The following is a 20,470-nucleotide window of genomic DNA, read 5'->3' as shown; positions in this document are numbered from 1 at the left end:
AAGTGAGGAAACGATATGAATTTGTTAGAAGTCAAAGGGGTTTGTAAGACCTATGGGGGCGGCGGACATGAATCTGCAGTCACAGCGGTCGGAAGCCATTCGGCGGTATGGAAACTGGCACGCTATTTTTTCTGGAATCAATGATCACATCGCTCAGGAAATATCGGCCAGGGGTGACGTGAACGTGTCTGGCTGGCTTGGTATGGCAGATGAAATCACATACCATGGGAAAGAGTTAATTGTGCAGGGCAGCAATGTAGCGCTGGCTGAACAGATGAACATGGTGGTCACCCAGGGGGATTATCCCGTGACGGCGGGGGAGGCTCTGCTTGATTGGCTGGCCCTTGACGAATATGGCTTTTCCATTGGGGATGAGATAGAAGTTCTCTTTCCCGACGGACAGGCTAGGCAGTATACAATTACCGGAACCTTTGGAGACTACTCCACCCTGAAAGGCTCCGATGCCCATGGGCTGCAGCTCTCCACAGAGGGGATGCGCGCCCTTCCCGCTGATTTATACAGGGAATATTATTACGTTCAGTTTGCCAATGGTGTGAATTTGAACCGCGCTATCAGGGAAATTCAGGAAAAATACCGATTGAGTGAGGAGCAGGTTTCCACAAATGTCATGCTTCTCGGACTGATGGGCCAGTCCAATGACAGCACTATGCTTGAGATTTACTTAACCGCCGGTATTCTGTTTATCCTTGTCACCATGGCAGGCTGCTTTATGATTGCCAGCAGCTTTAATATGAGCATATTGGAGCGTACCCGGTTTTTCGGGCTGCTCCGCTGTCTTGGCGCGACGAAACGGCAAATCAAACACTACATCAGACGGGAGGGTTTATTATACTGTGTGAAAGCGGTTCCCATGGGCCTGCTTATGGGAACTGCCGCCCAATGGATAACCATGTTTGTCCTGAACCGGTTAAATTCAAAGTATCTTCCCTCCATGCCATCGTATCAAATCAGCTGGGCCGGTGTTGGCGCCGGTATAGTAATTGGTTTCCTGGTGGTCCTGGCCGCATCTGGATCACCGGCAAAGCGGGCGGCAAGGGTATCTCCGCAGGCAGCCGTTACGGGCAACCTTGACCAGACAAATCACCAGGCGATCCGCAAAGCGTCCAATACTGCCTTGTTTCATGTGGATACGGCAATGGGACTGCGTCATGGGTTTTCCAATAAAAAGAGCATGGTACTGATTGCCGGCTCCCTTGCCACAAGCATCGTCCTGTTCCTCTGCTTTTCGGTTCTGCTGACCTTCATGAACCATGCATTAAGCCCTCTAAAATCCTATACGCCAGATTTGTCCATTGAGGGCGCAGGGGAAGATGTGCTGCTGAATCCTGGCCTGCTGGGGGAAATTGAAGCAATATCAGGCGTAGAGAATGTATATGGAAGAATGTACCTCTCGGGCATCCCAGCCAGTATTGGTCAAAATGAAAATACTGCTGCACTGATTTCCTATGATCGGACCCAGTTCACATGGGCAAAAGATGCCCTGATTGCCGGAGACATACAGGGAGTGGAAAACGGCGGCGGTGTTTTGATCTATTATGGCTATACGCAGGAAAATGACTGGCAGGTTGGGGATACACTTATTCTCACCATTGATGAAGAGGTTTGTGAAGTACCGATTGCCGGCATTATCTCTGATATTCCTGTTGACGCAGCGAATGGCGAATGGATTATCATTGCATCCGAAAACACCTTTACCGGCCTGACCGCTATTACGGATTACAAAGTAATTGATATACAGGTGGATTGCGATATATCCGGACAGGTCAGAAGCCTGCTCACTTCTGAAATGAAGCTGCTAGACCTGCAGCAGCAAAACACCGAGGTGCGGACCGGCTATTACGCAATGGCGGTTTTCGCATATGGTTTCCTGGTTATTATCGCTCTTGTTGCTCTAATCAACATCATTAACACAGTAGGGGCCAGCGTATCCATCCGCATGAACCATTACGGTGTGATGCGGGCGGTAGGGATGTCCGGAAGACAACTTAAAAAAATCATTGCAGCCGAAGCCGCCGCCTATGCGGTAAGCGGCTGTATTGCGGGCAGTGTGACAGGGCTTTTGCTGCACCGCTTCTTTTATGACCGTTTAATCACTTCAAACTGGGGCACTCCATGGCAGCCGCCTGCCGCCGTTTTAACTGCCACGGTTTTTGCAGTTCTTTTGACCTCGCTTGTCTCTGTCCGCTGCCTTGCAAGGAAGATAGAGAAGACGAGCATTATAAATGTAGTAAATGCTGGATAAGAAAGAAGGAGAATAACGATATGATTAGTCTTAGAAAAATGGAACAGACAGATTTGCCCGTTTTTAAGAAATGGCTGTATACGCCGCACGTTGCCATGTGGTACCACGATCCGCTGGATTGGATCAAAGAAGCCACGGCGCAGGACGGCGGGTTTTGCTGGATTCACCACTTCATTGTGGAGCATGAAGGACAACCCGTCGGCTTTTGCCAGTATTACGCCTGCCAGGACAGCGACGAGCCTTGGGGAGGCTACACGGCACTGGGCGGATCTTACAGCATCGACTACATGATTGGGGAACCCGGCTTCCTTCGCAAAGGCCTTGGAAAACTGATTGTGGCGGAATTGACAGACAGGATCGCCCTCCACCCTGACGCCAAAAGAATTGTGGTGCAGCCGGAGCCGGAAAACAAGGCGTCCTGCGGCTTGCTGCTATCCTGCGGCTTTGTGCTTGATACGGAAAAGGAGATCTATGTAAAACGCTTACCTTGAACCGTAGGCAAGGAAAGATTGTTCGACAAATCGGGATTTGAGGAGACGAATATGAAATATACAAGCACATTAATAGTAGTAAAGGATATGGAAAAGAGCAAACAATTTTATCACGATGTTTTAGGGCTTAATGTAGTTGCCGACTTTGGCGCAAATGTTACATTGAATGGCGGAGTTGTCTTGCAAACGCTTGATACATGGAAGTCCTTTATCAGAACGGATAAAGTTGTTTTACCCAACAACGCAGGCGAACTTTATTTTGAGGAAGATGATATGGACACTTTTTGCAATCATCTGAAATCTTTTAATATTAGTTATGTTCACGAATTGTTTGAACATTGCTGGGGGCAGCGAGTGGTTCGATTTTATGACCCTGACAAGCACATTGTTGAAGTTGGAGAAAAGTTAGATGCGGTTGTTATTCGCTTTGTTGAACAAGGTTTGTCAGCAGAGGAAACAGCGACCAGAATGGACATACCGATTGATTTTGTTGTATCTTGTCTTGATAATAAATAAACTTCCAGTTTGACGAGTTGAACAGATAATGATGAACAGGTGGTATCAATGAACACATCAATATGGGTGCCTTGGAGCATCGTTTTTATACTTGGCGTCATATCAATTGTTTTGCTGTCGGGGAAAGGCAGTTTTTTGATTGCCGGCTACAATTTGCTGCCAAAAGAGAGAAAGCAAAAATACAATGAAAAAAGATTTTGCCGTGTTGTAGGGGGCGGTACAAGCGTTATAGCTGTTATTTTGGGGATAGCGGCATTCTACCGGTTTGAAATGCCTGCAGTTATATCCTGGATTATTCCGTGGGGATTGTTTGGAACAATAGCGGTCGTGGCCATTTTAGCTGATACCATTTGCCGGAGGAAGTCATGAAAGATATTTATGAAAAATTCGCATTTGATTATGACGAATTTGGACCCATTGAAAGCTATTTAGGAGATGAGAAAAACTTTTTCCATAAGCTGTTCACTGAGCATAACATCAAGACCGTTTTAGACTGCGCCTGCGGAACGGGGCAGCATTTGTATATGCTATCGCAGCTGGGATATCAGACCTGGGGCTCCGATTATTCTCACTCCATGCTGAAAATTGCCGAAAAGAATTTGCATGAGCGTGGGTGCGATATCCCGTTAACACAATGCGACTTTCGTTACTTGGAAAGAAAGTTTGATGTCTGCTTTGACGCGGTAGTATGCCTCACTACGTCTTTGCCTCATTTACATACGGATGAAGATCTGCTGTTTGCAATAAAGTCCATGAAAAACAGGCTCAATAAGAACGGTCTGCTCGTCTTCACATCGGGAACCACGGATTACACGCTGACATTACCTTCTATTGAGGTAGTCGTAAACCGTGAGGACTTTTCAAGAATATTTGTGAAGGAGCATGACGGCCGTTTTCAGACAATTCATGTATTAGACTTATATCATAGCTTACAGCGCACGGAAGAAAATCAATATGACATTGTATATCGTATTTTACTGGATAACGACTATCGGATGCTACTGTCTAAGACTGGGTTCACCAATATTGAACTATATGGCGATTATGATAGGAGTCCCTATGATGCAGGCAGTCGGAGATTGATCGTCGTAGCGGAACTGACAACATAAACAAGTAAGATAGAAGGCTGTGAAACGGATGAATGACGATCAAATAAATACAAATAAAATGTTAATCGGTGCTTGCGGTATTTTTTGCAGAGCGTGTGATCACTATTTTGCCAATACAGAGGAAGGGGCGCATCTTCTTTATAAAAGCAATATAAAAAGGCGAGTAGAAGTACATCCGTGCATGGGATGCAAAGCAGAGGATGAAACTAAAATCTGCATCTATTGCGCTGGCTGTGAAGTAAGGTTATGCAGTATAGAGCAAAAGGCAGGGTTATGTACGGAATGTGTACGATATCCCTGTGATAAGTTAAAAAGGTTTCACACAGGATTAGCGCATCATAGGGAAGCGGAGAAAGCTCTTGAGGAAAGCAAAGGCAGCACACTTGAACAGTGGTATGCACTGTCCGAAAAAAGGTGGACATGCCCTTCCTGCGGACACCAATATAGTTATTATGAACAGAGATGCGTTCAGTGTAACGCCTTGCTGAATGGCCTGGAACCTGATTTAAGGTAGTGCCCTTATAGGAAGAATCAAAGAAATTACTTATACGGTAAGGGGTAACTAAATGAAAAATCCATGGGAGGGAATTCCACTGACTGATTATGAAAATCATATGAAGCTGGATTCTGTGATGCAGTTACAGACTATGAATGAAATGATGAAAGGCCAGTTTGACGCTTATTCCATCTCCAGCGTTATGATATTGGGGATTGCAGGCGGCAATGGCCTTGAGCACATTCAAAGAGACAAATTTAAGAAGGTATATGGGATAGACGTCAATGCCTCTTATCTAAAAGAAGCGGTTCTCAGATACCCGGAATTGGAAGGACTTCTGGAATGCCGATGCATCAATTTAACGGAGGAAACGAATCAGCTGCCAAAAGCAGACCTGGTGATTGCAAATCTGTTGATTGAGTACATTGGATATGAAAGATTCCAGAAGGTTATCAACCATGTAAGCCCGAAGTACGTTTCATGTATCATTCAACTGAACCTGGAAGGCAGCTGGGTGTCGGATTCACCATATCTGCATACGTTCGACGGGTTGGAACAAGTACATCAGCAGATAGAAGAGCACGCATTGGAAAAGGCAATGCTTGAAATTGAGTACCGCTCAATCAAGACCTTGGAGCGTATTCTGCCCAATGGGAAAAAATTAGTACAGATTGATTTTGAGAGATAACGTATATTCCTGTTCGTTTTGTGAAGTTCCGGCAGCCATAGGAAAATGAAACCTTGACTGATTTTTGATATTTATCATTTATGCTCAGAGAAAGGAGGCGGTTTTATGGCGTATAAAATAATGGTGGTCGATGATGAGAAAATGCTCACCGGCCTTCTCTCTGATCATCTGAGGGACAATGGATATCTGCCCTATGTGGCAAACAGCGCGCAGGAGGCATTAGAGCAGTTGGGGACAGAACCTGACCTGATTCTGCTGGATATCAAAATGCCCGGTATGAACGGCCTGGAACTGTGTAAAACGATCCGGGAGCATGTGGCGTGCCCCATCGTCTTTCTGACTGCCTTAGCCACAGAGCAGGACACCATCAACGGGCTTATGACGGGCGGGGACGACTATATCACAAAGCCGTTCAGCCTGCCTGCCCTGACAGCCCGGATTGCGGCCCATTTAAGGAGGGACGTCCGCAGAGCGAACCCGGCCAGGCTTCTTTCTTCTCATGAGCTGCTGATAAACCTTTCAGCACGGACCGTGCATTATCAAAAAAATGAAATCCCTTTTTCCAGACGGGAGTTTGACATCATCGAATGTCTTGCCACCAATGCCGGCCAGGTCTTTGACCGGGAGCGTTTATACGAAGCGGTCTGGGGGCTGGAGGCAGAAGGCGACAGCGGCGTGATCCGGGAGCATATCCGCAAAATCAGGCAGAAATTAAAGGAGCTGACGGGCAAAGAATATATTGAGACGATCTGGGGGGTGGGATACCGGTGGAACCGTTAGAAAGGAAGAGGACATCCATGCCTCTGCGCAAAGCATTCTGCACCTACGTGTGTGTGACCTTCCTCTGTGTCCTGTTACTGTCTGTTCTCACCATATGGCTGTGTATCTCGGTCCAAAACTATCTTCTGCCGGTATCGGATGAAGTGGTTTTAACCATATGGGAATCCTTTGATGATGACAGAACCAACAAATACGCTTTTAACATCAAGATGGGGGAATCCCCCAAAGAGCTACCCTTTCTGATTGGCGTTGGAGGCGTCAAAAAGACAGTACAGGACGCAGAATACGCGGTTACTGCAATAGAAAGAAACTGCAGTTCCTTATCCCCTAAGCGGCGGCTTCTGTATCAGACATGCGGGATCGTCATGATTGCAGGGCCAATCGGTCTTTCTTTTGGAGGAATCCTTCTGTGCGGAATCCTGTTTTACAAAAGGAAGCTGAAACGTCCCATCGAAATACTGACGGACGCTGCTGAGCGGATTTCCATGCAGGATCTTGATTTTAAAATACTTCCTGAGAGCGGAGATGAGCTGGGAAAGCTCTGCGGCTCCTTTGAGCAGATGCGCAGGGCGCTGCGGGAAAATTATCAGAAGCTGTGGGCCACAGTGGAGGAGCGCAAGAGGCTGCAGGCTTCCGTGGCCCACGACCTGCGCAATCCCATCGCCATCATAGAAGGCCATGCCGAGTATTTACAGATTAACCTGGCGAAAGGAACGCTTGGGGTGGAAAAGATGTCTGCGATTATTGGAAATATTCTGCAGGCGGCAAAGCGGCTGGAAAGCTACACGGAATCCATGCGTACCCTGGGCCGCTCGGAGGAGCATGAAGTACGGCGGAAAGAGGTATCCTTTGAGGAACTTTACAAAGACTTAACTGCGGATTTGTCTATCATCACCGCAGGGCGGGGCATTTCCCTTGTCTGCCAAAATGACATTGGGGAAGAGCAGGTAAATCTGGACGCAGATGTACTATACCGTATTTTGGAAAATCTCATTGGCAATGCGGTCCGTTTTGCCAAACGTGAGATCCGCCTTTCCTTTTCCAGTTCCGCAAAGGGCCTGGAGGTCAGGGTAGAGGATGACGGAAACGGTTTTCCGAAAGAGGTGCTGAACTCTCAAAACGGTTATTTTGTACCGAAGGGCGGAGACAGGGAGCATTCCGGACTGGGCCTTGCCATCTGCCGTATCTTGTGTGAAAAACACGGCGGCTCCCTGCGGCTTTCTAATGGAAGAGAGGACGGGGCAATAGTACGATTTTCTCTGGAATATTGACTGATTTTTGATATTTGCCGTTTATAATCTCCTTACAAACCGTTTCCCCAACCATGAGGATAGCGGGTAAGGAGGTTTTTTATGAGAAAATTTTTCTGTTTTGTACTTTGTGCCGCACTGCTGGGCTCCCTTGCTGCTTGCCGCGCGGGCAGTACTGGCGGTACGGGTGGTAAACCGGGCGGCGATGAGCAGCGAGGGGGAGCGCTCTCCCTGGACGATTCTTTCGTAATTGATAATCCATTTGCCGAGGAACAGCCTCAGAGCAGCAGCTTAAGCCATGGGATGCCGGTCACCGATCCTGAAAAAAAGCCGGAAATAGTGTATACCGGCGGTGAATGTACGGTGAATTACGCGGTCAGCGCCTCCGGGATTGGCCGGGACTTCGGCTTTCTCTTATATTTGGACGGCGTTCCCCAGCCATATAAACTGGAGCCGGACGGTGAATATGCTTACCTTCACTCCGTCAGTCTGCCGGAGGACACGGAAGATCTGCCATTTACATTCCTTTTTACCCCTGTGACCGGGACAGAAGGGGAATCATCTACACTGGCGGTGACGAGCCTGACCAATCCGCGGTTTCAGCCGGATATGGAACAGACCTCCTCCTATGGAGGGTATCACAGTCCGTTGACTGCCGAATACCCCGTCAACTTTACAGCTAGTCCTCCGCCTTTTCACCAACAGTTGGCTGTGAATCCTTGTATTTCCAATATGGTCCGTCAGACTCAGCTGGTCACAAGCGATTACCTGGAAACAAGAGGCTGGAGCCTCGCGCAGCTGAATGAAGGGATTTTTCAGTTCATCACCTATGACGGGGAGGTACGGTATGACAGCCTGGCAGTTTCCGGTGATGCTCCCGCAGCCATTCACTATGAACTGGCAGGGATACCCGGTATGCGCTCACAGACCACGTTCTATATTGACCATATGCCCATTGCGGATGACAGCGGAACACTGGTGTTTGAAAATACATTTACGTCCGGTGAAGTGCTTGCCTATGACTTCGGGATTGACGCCCGAAAGCTGGACGGCTTCCGTACTTTTTACGCGGTGACTGTGCCTCTTGACACAGATGACTACCCGGATTTTCCCATTAGTACCCTAAAGACAGATTCCATTTTATTCTATCAGGAGGCGCAAAACAAATGAAAAAACGGATTTCGATTCTTTCTCTTATTCTTTCTTTGATGCTTGTATTTACAGCCTGCACCGGACCCACAGCACTGCCGGATTCCTCACCGGACAGCAGCCCGGTGCCTGAATTCCAAACAGCGGCCGCTGAGCCTGAAGTCAGCATGAGTACCCTTACGCCGATGGTTTCCAAAACCACTGCAGGAAGCTTATCTTTTAAAGGCTTTACCACCGGCAATATCCCCGGAGACATCAAAAACGTGTACAATGGCGGTGGAAGCAATGTACTGGTGACCACCTCCAATACCCTTTACTTATATGATCTCTCCCAGGACGCCGTCACTGCGAAAACAGAAACCGGTACAAGCAGCCGCACCTACAGGGAAGAGCACTATAAGCCTGTCCGAAACGGCTTTGTGGGACTGCTTCTGGATTTGAACAGGCCAGGGAGCGAAAGCGGGCTTTTGGAAGGAAGCAGCGTCCCCGACGTTACCTGCATTTTCTATGACTTACAACTGAACAAGATACGGGAAATCAAGGTACTGGAAGTGCTGGCTGGTGTGATGAGCGAAGCTGACAAAAGCTTTGGTGTGCAGGAACTGCGGATGATTGATGTATCGGACGATGGTTCCAGGATTGCGGCGGGCAGCCTATCCGCGCTCTACTTGTATGACATGGAGACTAAAACCGCACGCCAGATTGTACCGGAAAGCAAAAATATGATACCAAACGACGTGCGTTTCGCCGGAAATTCCCGCGTTGCCTTCGGCGGCGCCTATCTGCCCGCCGGCGCTTCCGAATCAACCTACTCTTATGGAACCGTGAACATCGATGGCAGCAACCTCCAAATCCATACCCCGGAAAACTTTCGAGCAGGAGAACTTCCCGGAGCCAGGGATTCCTTTGTGCTGGTCGGTCAGGACATGCGGGCAGTATCAGGACAGCTGCTCATTCATCCCGCCGACGGAGCGGCCAGAACCATAAAGCTTGCCACCGCCAGGGAAGGCGATATGGCGTATCTGTCCGACGGCGGCAAGTATTTTGCCACATCGGTCAATGGGGATAAACTTGCAGTCCGTATTTATGAGATGGAAAGCGGCAGCCTGGTTACTGAAGCTTTCATTGCCGAGGATGATGTAACCTTGATTTCCCGCGTGCCGGACGTGCGCATTTTAGACAGCCTGCGCACCGCCATAATTATTTATGGTCAGCATGTGAACACACGGATAAAGGTTGTACAGTTTTAAGTTTTATAAAAAGACAGGGGAGGCGGCTGTGTTTTGATTGTGACAATGCGAGGACTGACCAAGCGGTATAAAGACAAATATGCCCTGCGGGATTTTTCAGCGGAACTTGAAAACGGCGTATATGGTTTGATGGGGGTCAACGGGGCGGGGAAAACCACGCTGCTCAGTATCTTTGTCGGTATCCTGCGGGCGGATGGCGGCCAGGTGCTGATCGACGGCAAAGAGGCGGGAAGCCTGGGCGCGTCATTTTATTCCCATATTGGCTTTTTACCCCAGACCACCCAGTTTTATAAGGATTTCACCGTGATGGAGTTCCTGCGCTATATGGCGGCGCTCAAGGGCATTGATTCCAGGGCAGGTGAAAAAAGGGCGGAGGAGCTGCTGGAAATTGTCAATCTCACTGATCAGGCTGAAAAAAAGATAGGGGCGCTCTCCGGCGGAATGCGCCAGCGCGTCGGCATCGTCCAGGCCATGCTGGGCGATCCCTCCATTCTGGTGCTTGACGAACCTACTGCCGGTTTAGATCCCCAGGAGCGCATCCGTTTTCGCAATCTCATCGGTAAGTTTGCCGCCGGGCGAATTGTGATCCTGGCTACCCATATCGTATCCGATGTGGAGTCTATTGCCAACCAGGTGATGATGATGAAGGACGGCCGCCTGCTTCGGCAGGATTCGCCTGCCCATTTAATCCGGGATATGGAGGGCAAAGTATGGCAGGTAAAAGCAGATGACGGGAATGCCGAAGCCTTTTTAAAGCAGTACAGGGTGAGCAACATCCTGCGGGAGGAGACGACAGTCAGGCTGCGGATCATCAGCGACAGGCAGCCCTCAGTTGACGCGGTGCAGCTGCAGCCCAATCTGGAGGACGTATTCCTCTATTATGCGGGAGGAAGCGAGACATGGTAAAGCTAATGGGCTATGAAATAAAAAAATGCTTCTTAAAAAAGTCAATTCTGCTTCTCTTGATGGCCTTTACCCTCGTGAATCTGGTTTCAATTTATGGGACCTATCGGGACGATTCCAACTTTGATGAGTTTCCCCGGTGGAAAGAGCTCTATCCTGCATTTTACAGGCAGTTTAAAGGGGAGATGACGGAAGAGAAGATCAGCAGCCTTCTCTCGCTTTACCGGCCTGTTGAAGCCAGGGTCGATGACCGGACGGCAAGCACTGCGATGGACGATCCGGATACCTATACAGGGAATATTTACAGTGACTACTATTTTTTGAACTGGAACTTTGTAAAGCCCATGGAGTATCTCTATACCTATCAGATGCAGGCGCGCGAGATCGCCCGGTCTGCCCGGTCCAATCTTTTGTTCTATTCTGCTGTTGGAAACGACTATGAGTACAGGAAAAACCAGATCATCGCCGGGCTGTATGAAAACCGGAGCGTCAGGGAGTTCGAGTTCACCGGCCTTTATCATTCATTCGTCCATTATGATTTCTCCATCCTGCTGGTACTGCTCCTGAGTCTATACGCACTTGCCGGCGTTTTTGTATCAGAAAAGGAGAGCGGGATGGAATATCTGCTGCTGACAACAAGACAGGGAGGCAGGAGAACAACGATGGCAAAGCTGATTGCCTCCACTTTGTTTGTGTCAGTTGTGAGTCTCTGGTTTATACTCACAGATTTTTTTGGATTTGCGGCTATTTATGGTACATTCGACGGCGGCTCTTTGCCGGTCTATGCTCTTGAAAATTTTGAACAGTCTGCTGTGGGGATGCCGCTTGCAGAATATGCCGTGGTTTCAACGGCGGTTAAAATACTGGGAGCGGTCATTGCAGGACTAATTTTCCTGTTTCTCTCCCGGTTTTTCCGAAGTGCACTGTTTCCCTATGTATTGGGGCTGCTTACAATCTTTGCACTGGCATGGTTCTTCGGACGGTATTCCGCCTCCAGCCATTTAATTTTGAAAATATGCAACCCGTTTACTCTCCTTCAGTGCCGGACGGTCTTCCGGGTAACAGAGTTTGTAAACTTCTTTGGCATTCCGGTACTGACTTATCAGGTGACGCTTCTCATCGGCGCTGTGTGGTGCGTGCTGCTTATGCTGGCCATAAGCGTATTTGCAGGAAAGAATGCGGCCGGGAAAAGTGGTGGGCTGAGTAACGGTGGGAGACTGGGGAAAGGTAGTGGAGTGCCATGGAACTTTTTACATTTGAATTAAAGAAAATGCTTATGAAACGCCGGGGCCTGCTGCTGATTACGCTGTTTTTCCTGTTCCGGCTTGGTTCCCTGGTTTTGCTGGATTCACCGGCCAATCGCGATCTGGAGCTTTACAGGGAGGACTATCGTTTTTACTTATCGAAAGTCGAAGGTCCGGTAACCAGGGATACTGCCGCCTTTTTAGATGAAATTTTTCAGAAGATTGCAGAAGCTGGAGTGGAGCTTCCAAAACTTTATAACAGCTTCTATGACGGAAATCTTACCCGGGAGGAATTGCTGGTGCAGGCGGCCCCCTATGAGGAGAGGCTGGAACACAAACATGGCTTCCAGCTGCTGTATGATCAGTTTATCTATGCCAGGGAAGACCCGGAGCGCCGGTATCTGCTCTATGACAACGGCTGGAACGGTCTGCTGGCGAAGGGCAGGCTGGACGTCATGTTTGTGAGTCTGCTCCTGCTCATCATTACCCTCATGCTCTGTTATGAATACCAGTGCAGTATGGATGTACTGAACCTGACAACACAGAAGGGGGGAAGACGGCTGACGATGATCAAGCTGCTGCTTGCGGCAGGTGTGGTGACAATCCTTAGTCTGCTGAACAGTACGCTGGAGTACGCTTTCTACGGGGTGCGTTATGGACTGCCGCATGGAGACTATCCGCTGCAAAGCCTCCCATGCTATTCCGGCACGTACAAAGCGCTGACGCTTACCAAAGCCTTCCTGTGGATGGCCGCAAGCCGGTGGTTTGGGAGCCTGCTTTTTGCGGCGCTGGTCCTGTTTCTGTCCGTTCTGATTCAAAAGTATGCACTGACCCTGATTATGTCCTCTGCCTTGCTGTTACTTCCGTATTATGCCATTCAAAACGAAACAGCCCGGTGCTTCCTGCCAGGCCCGCTGGCCTTTCTGCTGGGGACCGGATTTCTGCGTGGCGCCGGGAGGGCGGCAGATCCTTTGCCCCGGCAGGAAAGCGTGTTATTCTGCGAAATCACAGGAGAGGTGATTATACTTCTCACTGGCGCTGCACTGTTTCTTCTGGCAGTCATGCTCTATGTGATATTCCGAAGGAACTCTGCCGCATGGAATCATGGCAGGAAGGGTGGTAAAGGACGGGGAGCCGTGGCTGTGCTGTCCCTGTTGCTGCTTATAAACATGACAGGGTGTGCAGACGGGCACCGTAGCGACGCGGGGTATGATATTTACAATGCGGCGCACCGCAGCAGATTTGAAAATGAACGTTACATTGTCTGGTTTGATGAGACCGCAGAAACCCTTCTCTTCGAGGATAAGGGGACCGGGCGGCGGGACCGGCTTGTGCGTGATCCGCTGCTGCTGTCGTCAACCATAGGGCGGTGCATCTATGGCAATGGGAGATATGTCTACTATTTCCGCAATGACTACAATAAATCCGGCCGGTATGAATGGATTGAACGGATCCTGCTCATAGAAGTGGACTTGGAGACGTTTCAGGAACGTATTGTATACGAGGACGTCCAAAGCTCGTTTGAGCAGGTCTTTTTGGGCAGCGGAATCAACACCCTGTTTGATGCTGCGGCCCGGCAGGGTACACAGGCTTTTCTGGAAGACGTTTGGGCGTTCTTCCTCAGTGGCAATACGCTTTATCTCCTGGGAAACGATATCCGAACCATGGATTTGCTTACCGGGCGTATGGACACGATTGAAGGCCCCTGCCCCGTGAAGGGGAGTCTGGCTTTCGACGGGCAGAAGATTTATTACACCACGGACCGTCTTGAGGTGGCAGCCTATGATGTTCAGACCGGAGAAACCGGCGTCATCCCCGGCCTGATTACAGAATTTTTCTTTTTGACGGATCACCGATTCCTCTACATCAACCGTGCGGATGAATACCGGCTTTATGTGATGGACAGAGCGGATGGGACGGCTTACCCGCTTACCGACCAGCCTGTTTTGCAGTTTGAGGTGGAAGGAAAATCAATTGTTTACACAGGCCGGCTTGACAGAAGGGCGTATTGCATCAATGAAGAGGAAGCAGATGAGATGTCGGCGGCTGAGTCTGGTTTTTAGAAAGGACCTACAAGCTTGAAAAGATCTGTTTTTATTTCCCGATGATGGAGAAACAGCTGGAAGCCCTTGAGGAGAAGTGCAGAACATATGACGTTGATGAGGTAACAGATTATCACATCAATATCTGGGAATTGGATCAGTTTCTGCCACCGCGGCTCACATTTAGGGCGTTGAACCAGATTGTGATGGAAGAGTGGAAGGCGATGGCAGACAGCGGCTGGGGAGAAGAATTGTTTTACCGGCCTATTCAGACGGAAAAGGGTGAGATCTATATTGGATTCTGGGATACAGATAATAATGACAATCTGTTCATAAAAACGGAGTTAAATACGAAAAAGAACAAATGTTCTGAAAGTGTATTGCGATCTCATATCAGCTCCTGTATAATAGCAGTAGAAAGAGGAGTATTGGAGACAGCATTATGAGACAGTCTGCTCTGTTTTGCCAAATGCAGAGGTGTATGTGAATGCAGGCGCCGTGGCATTCTATAAGGCGGAAGGATTCCCCGTTGAAAACAGCATGACAGAGAAAGTAACTGGGGAACAGGAATACCTGATGGTGTTTCATGAGAGTGATGAAACAAAAGAATAATGCAGTAAATGATAATGAAGCCAGAAAGAGAGAGGTTTGAAAATGCTGATTCATTTTAAAGATATGGAAAAACGGGAAGTGCCAGGAATTAGGGTTGGAATTGTATGCGCAGGTGATGAAGAGTTAGCTCCTTTTTTACCTGTAATTAATAATTGCAAAATAACCGAAAGAGCCATGCTGAAGTTCTATGAAGGAGAGATTCAGGGCATAGAAATTGTCGCTCTGTACTCTGGAGTATGCAAGGTAAATGCTGCCATAGCGTCACAAATTCTGATCGATGTATTTGGAACCAATTTAATTATTAATTCAGGAACGGCAGGTGGAATGAATCCCAACCTCGAACTGTTTGACACGGTAATTTCTACAGAAGTCTGCTATCATGATGTTGCACCGGATATTTTAACCGAATTTCACCCATGGATGAAAACAGTGTTTTTTGAAGCAGACCGTGAATTGATAGAACGATCAAAAGCCGCTGTCAAAAAGATAGAGCCAGCAGGAAACGTATTTTGGGGACGAATGGTAACAGGAGAGTCATTTATAACTGATGAGGGACGGCAGAAGATTAATGACGAATATGCGCCTTTTACAGTAGATATGGAAACTGCAAGTATTGCCCATGTATGCTATGTAAACGGGATACCATTCATTTCAATTCGATGCGTTACTGACACCGATGTGTGTAGAGGAATATGTAATTTTGAAGAAAACTGCGCCAAAGCCTCGATGATTGCAAAGAATATTACAGTGGCTTTATTAAACGAATTTAGAGGTTAAAATGAGAAATTGTCTTGTTGGTGAGGAAACTTAATTAGGTGGATAACGGGATCTTAAGAGGAGCGATATGGAAAAGTATGAATTAATAGATATGCAAAAATTTGACAGAGCAGATTACTTTTATTATTTTATGGGCGTAGGAACTACGATTGAGTTTACCGCAAAAATAGATGTCACGAAAATGATTGAAAGGTGTATAAATGATAGCCTTAATTTTCAGGCAGTTATGTTGTACCAGCTCTATAAAGCGATAAACACTATTGAAAATTTTAAATATGACGTATTAGAGGGTAACTTGATTAAATGGGATAAGATAGTGCCCACATTCTCTTCGATGAATAAAAACAGCAAATTATTTTTTATACTTTATGCAGATATGCAGGAAACTTGTGTTGAGTATAATGAACAATATCGAAAGATCGTAGAGGAATATGCAAATTCTACCACGATAGTTCCGCAAGGAACCTTACCTGAAAATATATTTAATGTTTCGTGTATACCATGGCTGCATTTTGAGCATTTTTCTTCAAATTCAAAAACAATGGAAAACAAGGTTGCAAAGATGATTACCTTTGGTAAGTACGAAAAAATAGATGGATGTTTCGTATTGCCATTGACGATACAAATATCTCATGCGATTGCAGACGGATATCATGTAGCTTTGTTCTTTGAAAAATTGCAGGAAGAATTGAATTTAATGTAAGCGTTTTATAAAACAGAAAAATGTTCTTAGGACAGCAGATTTTGAACTATATCATAAAGTCTTTAGAAAAGGATGTGATATTATGGCAACCTGGAACCCATGGCATGGATGCAGGAGAATTAGCCCGGGCTGTCTGAACTGCTATGTATACCGCAGAGACGCTGAATTTGGAAAAGACAGCAGCATCATAGCCAGAACATCCAGTTTCGATCTGCCGGTCAAGCGGAATCGAAAAGGAATATATAAATTACAGCCGGATGAGGGAGCCGTGTATACTTGTATGACCTCGGATTTCTTTGTAGAAGAAGCGGATGAATGGCGGCCCGATACATGGAAGATGATCCAGGAGAGAGGTGATCTGCACTTTGTGATCATTACAAAACGAATCCAGCGCTTCCAGGTGGGGCTTCCAAAAGACTGGGGAATAGGATATGACAATGTAACAATCTGCTGTACGTGCGAGAATCAGAATAGGGCTGACTATCGACTCCCTGTCTTTCTGGATTTGCCAATCAAACACCGGACGCTCATTCATGAACCGATGCTGGAACGGATAGAAATTCGCAGGTATCTGGCAACCGGATTGATTGAACAGGTTACCTGTGGTGGGGAGTCCGGCCCAGAGGCCAGGATTTGTGATTACGCATGGATCCTAGATACCATGCAGCAATGTGTGGAGTATGATGTTCCTTTCTGGTTCAAACAGACAGGCGCTAAATTCAAAAAAGGAAACCGTGTCTATCAGATTGAGCGGAAAGACCAGATGAACCAAGCGGAAAAAGCTGGGGTGAATTACAGATACGAAAGAAAAAATATAATTAAATAAGAGATACAGGCTTGCAACTCAGGGGCCGTAAATGATAACAGACAGTGGAGGGAAAGACAGCGCAGTATGTAGGGAAATTGTAAAACGTGCTGGAATACCATTTTAGATTCATCATAACCTGATAACAGCAGATGCACCTCAGACCATTTACTATGTGAGAGATATTTTCCGGAAGTTGGAACTGGAGGGGATCACCTGTTGTGTGAATTATCCAATCTACAAAGGTCAGAGAGTCACCATGTGGTTTCTGATCCCTATGAAAAAATTCCGACCGACAAGGCTTTAGAGATATTGCTGCCAAATTTGTAAAGAGAACTCCTGCCAGGATCGCTTTATTACTACCGGTGTGCGATGGGCGGAGAGTGTAAAGCGAAAAATATTCGAGGTGTTTTTGAAAATTTTGTATCGGATCCCAGTAAGAAGATCATCCTGAATAATGACAATGATGAGCAGCGCATGTTGTTTGAGAGTTGCACATTAAAAGGGAAAAGAATCTGCAATCCGATTGTGGACTGGCGGGACTCAGATGTGTGAGAATATATACGCAGCGAGAGCTTGGCGCTTAATCCGCTTTATGATATGGGATTCTACTGAGTCGGCTGTTTGGGATGCCCCATGACAGGGCAGAACCGTTGGACAGAGTTTCGCCTATACCCAACCTACCAGAGGGCGTATATAAGATCCTTTGGGAAGATGTTGGACGCTATCCATGCTGGCGGAGGAAAGATGAAGTAGAAGACGGAGGAGGAGGTTTTTTCGTGGTGGATGGAGGAAGAGACCATCGAGGGGCAGATGAGTTTGTTTGATATGCCGGAGTGGAAAATTGAAAATGAAACATAGAAAAAGATAATAGGAGCTGCAGTGTCAGCCCATCGGAGTAACAGTAGTTTAGAATAGCAAGTCAAGCTCCGGTGGATACATAGAAAGTTTTGACTGGGTTTAGTAATTACTGCTAAGAATAAAGTCTTTAGAGAAGGTTCTGAGGGTTTTATTATTGGCACTAATTTTGCCAGCAATGCATTTCTTAGTCTGAGATACGAAAGGTATCTTCAAATCTATAAATCTATGATATAATTCTAATGCAGGGGAAGAGTGGGATGAAAGAATCAGTCATACACTCGGATCTGGCAGGGAGGACAGCGTGTCCGCCCGGGGCCAATTCTGTCCTGTGGACATCATTTTTATACACTCGAGACATGTAGATGTGGAGATAATACCCCAAAATATAGTAATATCTTTTTCTAAAGTGTGCACTCAAGGATAATGTTTTGCTTAAAATAAAATCAATGAGGGATATTATCAGGCTGTAGAAGTTATAAGAAAAAAATTTATTGACATAAAAATCAATAGAGATTTTTAAAACTCTGAATTTTAATGATTTGGGCTAGAACAATCGGTTTTTCAGCCCTGCTATGCTATTTTGAATTATTTAAAACAGACTCATTAATGAAAGTTGAAACTGAATTTCACCATAAAAATGTAAAGAACAGGAGATAAACAGTATGAAACAAGGTTTTTTAGAACAAGAATCAAAACGAGTAAATGAGGCTGCAAGGAAAACACTTTTTAGATTGTTCTTTGCATACGTCTGTATCATTGCTGTCCTTTATTTTCTTTTAAAGGATTCCTTTGATTTGAGTGATCCTTCCAGCAGAGAAGTGCTTTTTTATCTGGTTATTGGTTCAGGGATCATGCTGCTTGCGGTAATCGTGGGATTTTTTAAAACAAGACGAGCAGTCACGAATGGTAAAAATCTAATTATTCCTTATGGTGAAAATACAAAGGAGGCAGTGGCGGAGCTTATTGATCAGGAGGCCTCAGAGGGAAAGATACAGGTAGAGGAATACATTTATGAATTCGCGGAGGGGAAAAAGCCACATGGAGAGAAAATCGTACTGACGCCTTCTTATCTGCTGCTTTGCGGGAATAAAAATAAGATAACGGTAATTCCTCGTGATAAAATCTACTGGATCGTTGCCCAGGTTGGTCAAAAGGGAGGTTCTTTCCGTGTACAGCTGTTAATTTTTACAGAAAAGAAAATTTTCAATATGGTAGGAGTTGATATCGAGCACGTTGTGGGGATTGTGGATAAGATATATCAATACATACCAAATGTTTTTAGCGATTACGACCCCTTTATATTGTCATATGAACTGGAAGAAGTATTTGCGAAAGACCGGGCGGAGTTTTTAAAGTTCTATGAAAGTGAAAAGATGAAAATGAATAAATAAATAAATAAATGAATAAAAGCATAAACGAATATAAGTAAAAACAAATAAATACACAAACAATCACGAATCCATCCATAAAGATAGCCTGTTCATAATTTAAACGGAGGTAAGAATGAAACATACATTTACCGCACTAGTCGAACGTTTTGAAATGCAGGGAGGCTGGTACTATGTTTCTGTTCCAACGAAAATCAGCAAACCGCTTGAATTGCTTGGTGGTCACCGGTTTGGTTTTATTGCGGTTACTGCTAAAGCTGGTAATACAAGTTGGCCGACATCGTTAATGCCGAAAGGGGATGAAACGCATATTATCGCGCTGCCCGCGAAAGTGCGTTCAAAAGAGAAGATTACTCTGGGTATGGAGATTGAAATATCTTTTGAAACGAGGGTAAGAGAAAGTAAACGGGAGGAATTCACATAACTTATCAATGCTCAAAGTATGTGGGAATATTGCTATGAAAATCAGACTCATGAAACCATCCGATAATCGGTTTGCACTCAGCCAAATTTATGAGGAAAGTTGGAGATATGCATATAAAGGTATAATACCACAGGCATATTTGGATAGTATTCCAACAGGCCGGTGGGCCGCCAATTTTGATCAGGCAGAAATGAATACGATTGTCATGATTCAAAATGATATTTTTATCGGCACAACCAGTTTTTGTAAGTCCAGATTTCCGGAATTTAAGGAATTCGGAGAGATTGTATCACTATATTTGTTACCTGAGTACATGGGGAACGGGTATGGAAAGCATTTGCTTAATGCTGCGGTAGAGGGATTAATACGTCTTGGTTACCGTGACATATTTTTATGGGTACTGGAAGAAAATTATAGAGCAAGAAGCTTTTACGAAAAAGCTGGTTTTACACCAACCAATCGCTACTTAAATGACAGCATTGGAGGAAGAGATCTGCGGGAAGTTCAATACCGTTTTTGCACCGATTCGTGTGTGTAAAGTTTCAGACTGTAAAATGCATAATCTCAGTCCGAAGCAAAGGAACCGTCCACTCCTGGAACACATGCGCGAAGTGTGCAGGGAGATCGATCCGATAAGAAAAGATTAGTAGTTTACGTTACCGTTCACTCTCCACCAGGGGCACCGCAGTCCGGTTCGGCCGGGCATGCTTCCTCAGCCT

22 protein-coding genes and 1 pseudogene are annotated in these 20,470 nt (G+C 46.3%); all 23 read left to right on the top strand.

Features of this window, described 5'->3' with window-relative positions; all coding sequences use genetic code 11:
• The first annotated feature begins 67 nt into the window (after positions 1-67).
• The 23 genes and pseudogenes from M1L66_RS22350 (at position 68) to M1L66_RS22240 (ending at position 20,289) form a co-directional block, all read left to right on the top strand.
• Positions 68-2,263 (top strand): ABC transporter permease, encoded by a 2,196-nt coding sequence (locus M1L66_RS22350; RefSeq protein ID WP_434688315.1) that lies wholly within the window; start codon positions 68-70, stop codon positions 2,261-2,263.
• A 20-nt stretch (positions 2,264-2,283) separates the two neighbouring features.
• Positions 2,284-2,754: a GNAT family N-acetyltransferase gene (locus M1L66_RS22345; RefSeq protein ID WP_434688313.1), complete on the top strand. Its 471-nt coding sequence runs from the start codon at positions 2,284-2,286 to the stop codon at positions 2,752-2,754.
• 51 nt (positions 2,755-2,805) lie between these two features.
• Positions 2,806-3,270: a VOC family protein gene (locus M1L66_RS22340; RefSeq protein WP_434688311.1), complete on the top strand. Its 465-nt coding sequence runs from the start codon at positions 2,806-2,808 to the stop codon at positions 3,268-3,270.
• Between the two features lie 48 nt (positions 3,271-3,318).
• Positions 3,319-3,639 carry a DUF3784 domain-containing protein gene (locus tag M1L66_RS22335; protein WP_434688309.1) on the top strand — a complete coding sequence of 107 codons (321 nt, stop codon included), beginning with the start codon at positions 3,319-3,321 and terminating at the stop codon, positions 3,637-3,639.
• Complete coding sequence (locus M1L66_RS22330) at positions 3,636-4,379, top strand: class I SAM-dependent methyltransferase (RefSeq protein ID WP_434688307.1); 744 nt, start codon at positions 3,636-3,638, stop codon at positions 4,377-4,379. Before M1L66_RS22335 ends, M1L66_RS22330 begins: the two co-directional genes overlap by 4 nt.
• A 28-nt stretch (positions 4,380-4,407) precedes the next feature.
• A complete protein-coding gene (locus tag M1L66_RS22325; protein WP_434688305.1) occupies positions 4,408-4,893 on the top strand; it encodes a DUF3795 domain-containing protein in 486 nt (161 codons plus the stop codon).
• 52 nt (positions 4,894-4,945) lie between these two features.
• Positions 4,946-5,563 (top strand): class I SAM-dependent methyltransferase, encoded by a 618-nt coding sequence (locus M1L66_RS22320; RefSeq protein WP_434688303.1) that lies wholly within the window; start codon positions 4,946-4,948, stop codon positions 5,561-5,563.
• A 105-nt stretch (positions 5,564-5,668) separates the two neighbouring features.
• On the top strand, positions 5,669-6,343 hold the full coding sequence (locus tag M1L66_RS22315; RefSeq protein WP_187018623.1) for a response regulator transcription factor: 675 nt from the start codon (positions 5,669-5,671) through the stop codon (positions 6,341-6,343).
• Positions 6,344-6,360: 17 nt separating this feature from the next.
• A complete protein-coding gene (locus tag M1L66_RS22310; protein WP_434688301.1) occupies positions 6,361-7,614 on the top strand; it encodes a HAMP domain-containing sensor histidine kinase in 1,254 nt (417 codons plus the stop codon).
• 81 nt (positions 7,615-7,695) lie between these two features.
• Positions 7,696-8,763 (top strand): hypothetical protein, encoded by a 1,068-nt coding sequence (locus M1L66_RS22305; protein ID WP_434688299.1) that lies wholly within the window; start codon positions 7,696-7,698, stop codon positions 8,761-8,763.
• The gene (locus M1L66_RS22300) at positions 8,760-9,992 is read left to right on the top strand and encodes a hypothetical protein (RefSeq protein WP_434688297.1); all 1,233 of its coding nucleotides are present in this window, start codon (positions 8,760-8,762) and stop codon (positions 9,990-9,992) included. The genes M1L66_RS22305 and M1L66_RS22300 overlap by 4 nt, the downstream gene beginning before the upstream one ends.
• A 39-nt stretch (positions 9,993-10,031) precedes the next feature.
• The gene (locus M1L66_RS22295) at positions 10,032-10,898 is read left to right on the top strand and encodes an ABC transporter ATP-binding protein (protein WP_434694302.1); all 867 of its coding nucleotides are present in this window, start codon (positions 10,032-10,034) and stop codon (positions 10,896-10,898) included.
• Positions 10,892-12,160 (top strand): hypothetical protein, encoded by a 1,269-nt coding sequence (locus M1L66_RS22290; RefSeq protein ID WP_434688295.1) that lies wholly within the window; start codon positions 10,892-10,894, stop codon positions 12,158-12,160. Before M1L66_RS22295 ends, M1L66_RS22290 begins: the two co-directional genes overlap by 7 nt.
• Positions 12,136-14,202 carry a TolB family protein gene (locus M1L66_RS22285; RefSeq protein WP_434688293.1) on the top strand — a complete coding sequence of 689 codons (2,067 nt, stop codon included), beginning with the start codon at positions 12,136-12,138 and terminating at the stop codon, positions 14,200-14,202. Before M1L66_RS22290 ends, M1L66_RS22285 begins: the two co-directional genes overlap by 25 nt.
• Before the next feature lie 41 nt (positions 14,203-14,243).
• Positions 14,244-14,627, top strand: coding sequence for a hypothetical protein (locus tag M1L66_RS22280; RefSeq protein ID WP_434688291.1), 384 nt, complete (start codon positions 14,244-14,246; stop codon positions 14,625-14,627).
• Positions 14,628-14,643: 16 nt separating this feature from the next.
• A complete protein-coding gene (locus tag M1L66_RS22275; RefSeq protein WP_434688289.1) occupies positions 14,644-14,793 on the top strand; it encodes a hypothetical protein in 150 nt (49 codons plus the stop codon).
• 42 nt (positions 14,794-14,835) lie between these two features.
• Positions 14,836-15,570 (top strand): 5'-methylthioadenosine/S-adenosylhomocysteine nucleosidase, encoded by a 735-nt coding sequence (gene mtnN / locus M1L66_RS22270; RefSeq protein WP_434694301.1) that lies wholly within the window; start codon positions 14,836-14,838, stop codon positions 15,568-15,570.
• Positions 15,571-15,637: 67 nt separating this feature from the next.
• Positions 15,638-16,273, top strand: a complete 636-nt coding sequence (locus M1L66_RS22265) for a CatA-like O-acetyltransferase (protein WP_434688287.1) — start codon at positions 15,638-15,640, stop codon at positions 16,271-16,273.
• Positions 16,274-16,355: 82 nt separating this feature from the next.
• A complete protein-coding gene (locus M1L66_RS22260) occupies positions 16,356-17,099 on the top strand; it encodes a DUF5131 family protein (protein WP_434688285.1) in 744 nt (247 codons plus the stop codon).
• Positions 17,100-17,130: 31 nt separating this feature from the next.
• Positions 17,131-17,939 (top strand): annotated as a pseudogene (locus tag M1L66_RS22255) (phosphoadenosine phosphosulfate reductase family protein).
• A 662-nt stretch (positions 17,940-18,601) separates the two neighbouring features.
• On the top strand, positions 18,602-19,330 hold the full coding sequence (locus M1L66_RS22250) for a hypothetical protein (RefSeq protein ID WP_434688283.1): 729 nt from the start codon (positions 18,602-18,604) through the stop codon (positions 19,328-19,330).
• A 112-nt stretch (positions 19,331-19,442) separates the two neighbouring features.
• Positions 19,443-19,751, top strand: a complete 309-nt coding sequence (locus M1L66_RS22245; protein WP_187018654.1) for a DUF1905 domain-containing protein — start codon at positions 19,443-19,445, stop codon at positions 19,749-19,751.
• Between the two features lie 34 nt (positions 19,752-19,785).
• On the top strand, positions 19,786-20,289 hold the full coding sequence (locus tag M1L66_RS22240; RefSeq protein ID WP_187018656.1) for a GNAT family N-acetyltransferase: 504 nt from the start codon (positions 19,786-19,788) through the stop codon (positions 20,287-20,289).
• Positions 20,290-20,470 lie beyond the last annotated feature (181 nt).

This window comes from Hungatella sp. SB206, from assembly GCF_051132295.1.
GTDB lineage: Bacteria > Bacillota > Clostridia > Lachnospirales > Lachnospiraceae > Hungatella > Hungatella effluvii.
This window is presented reverse-complemented; position numbering and strand designations above follow the sequence as displayed.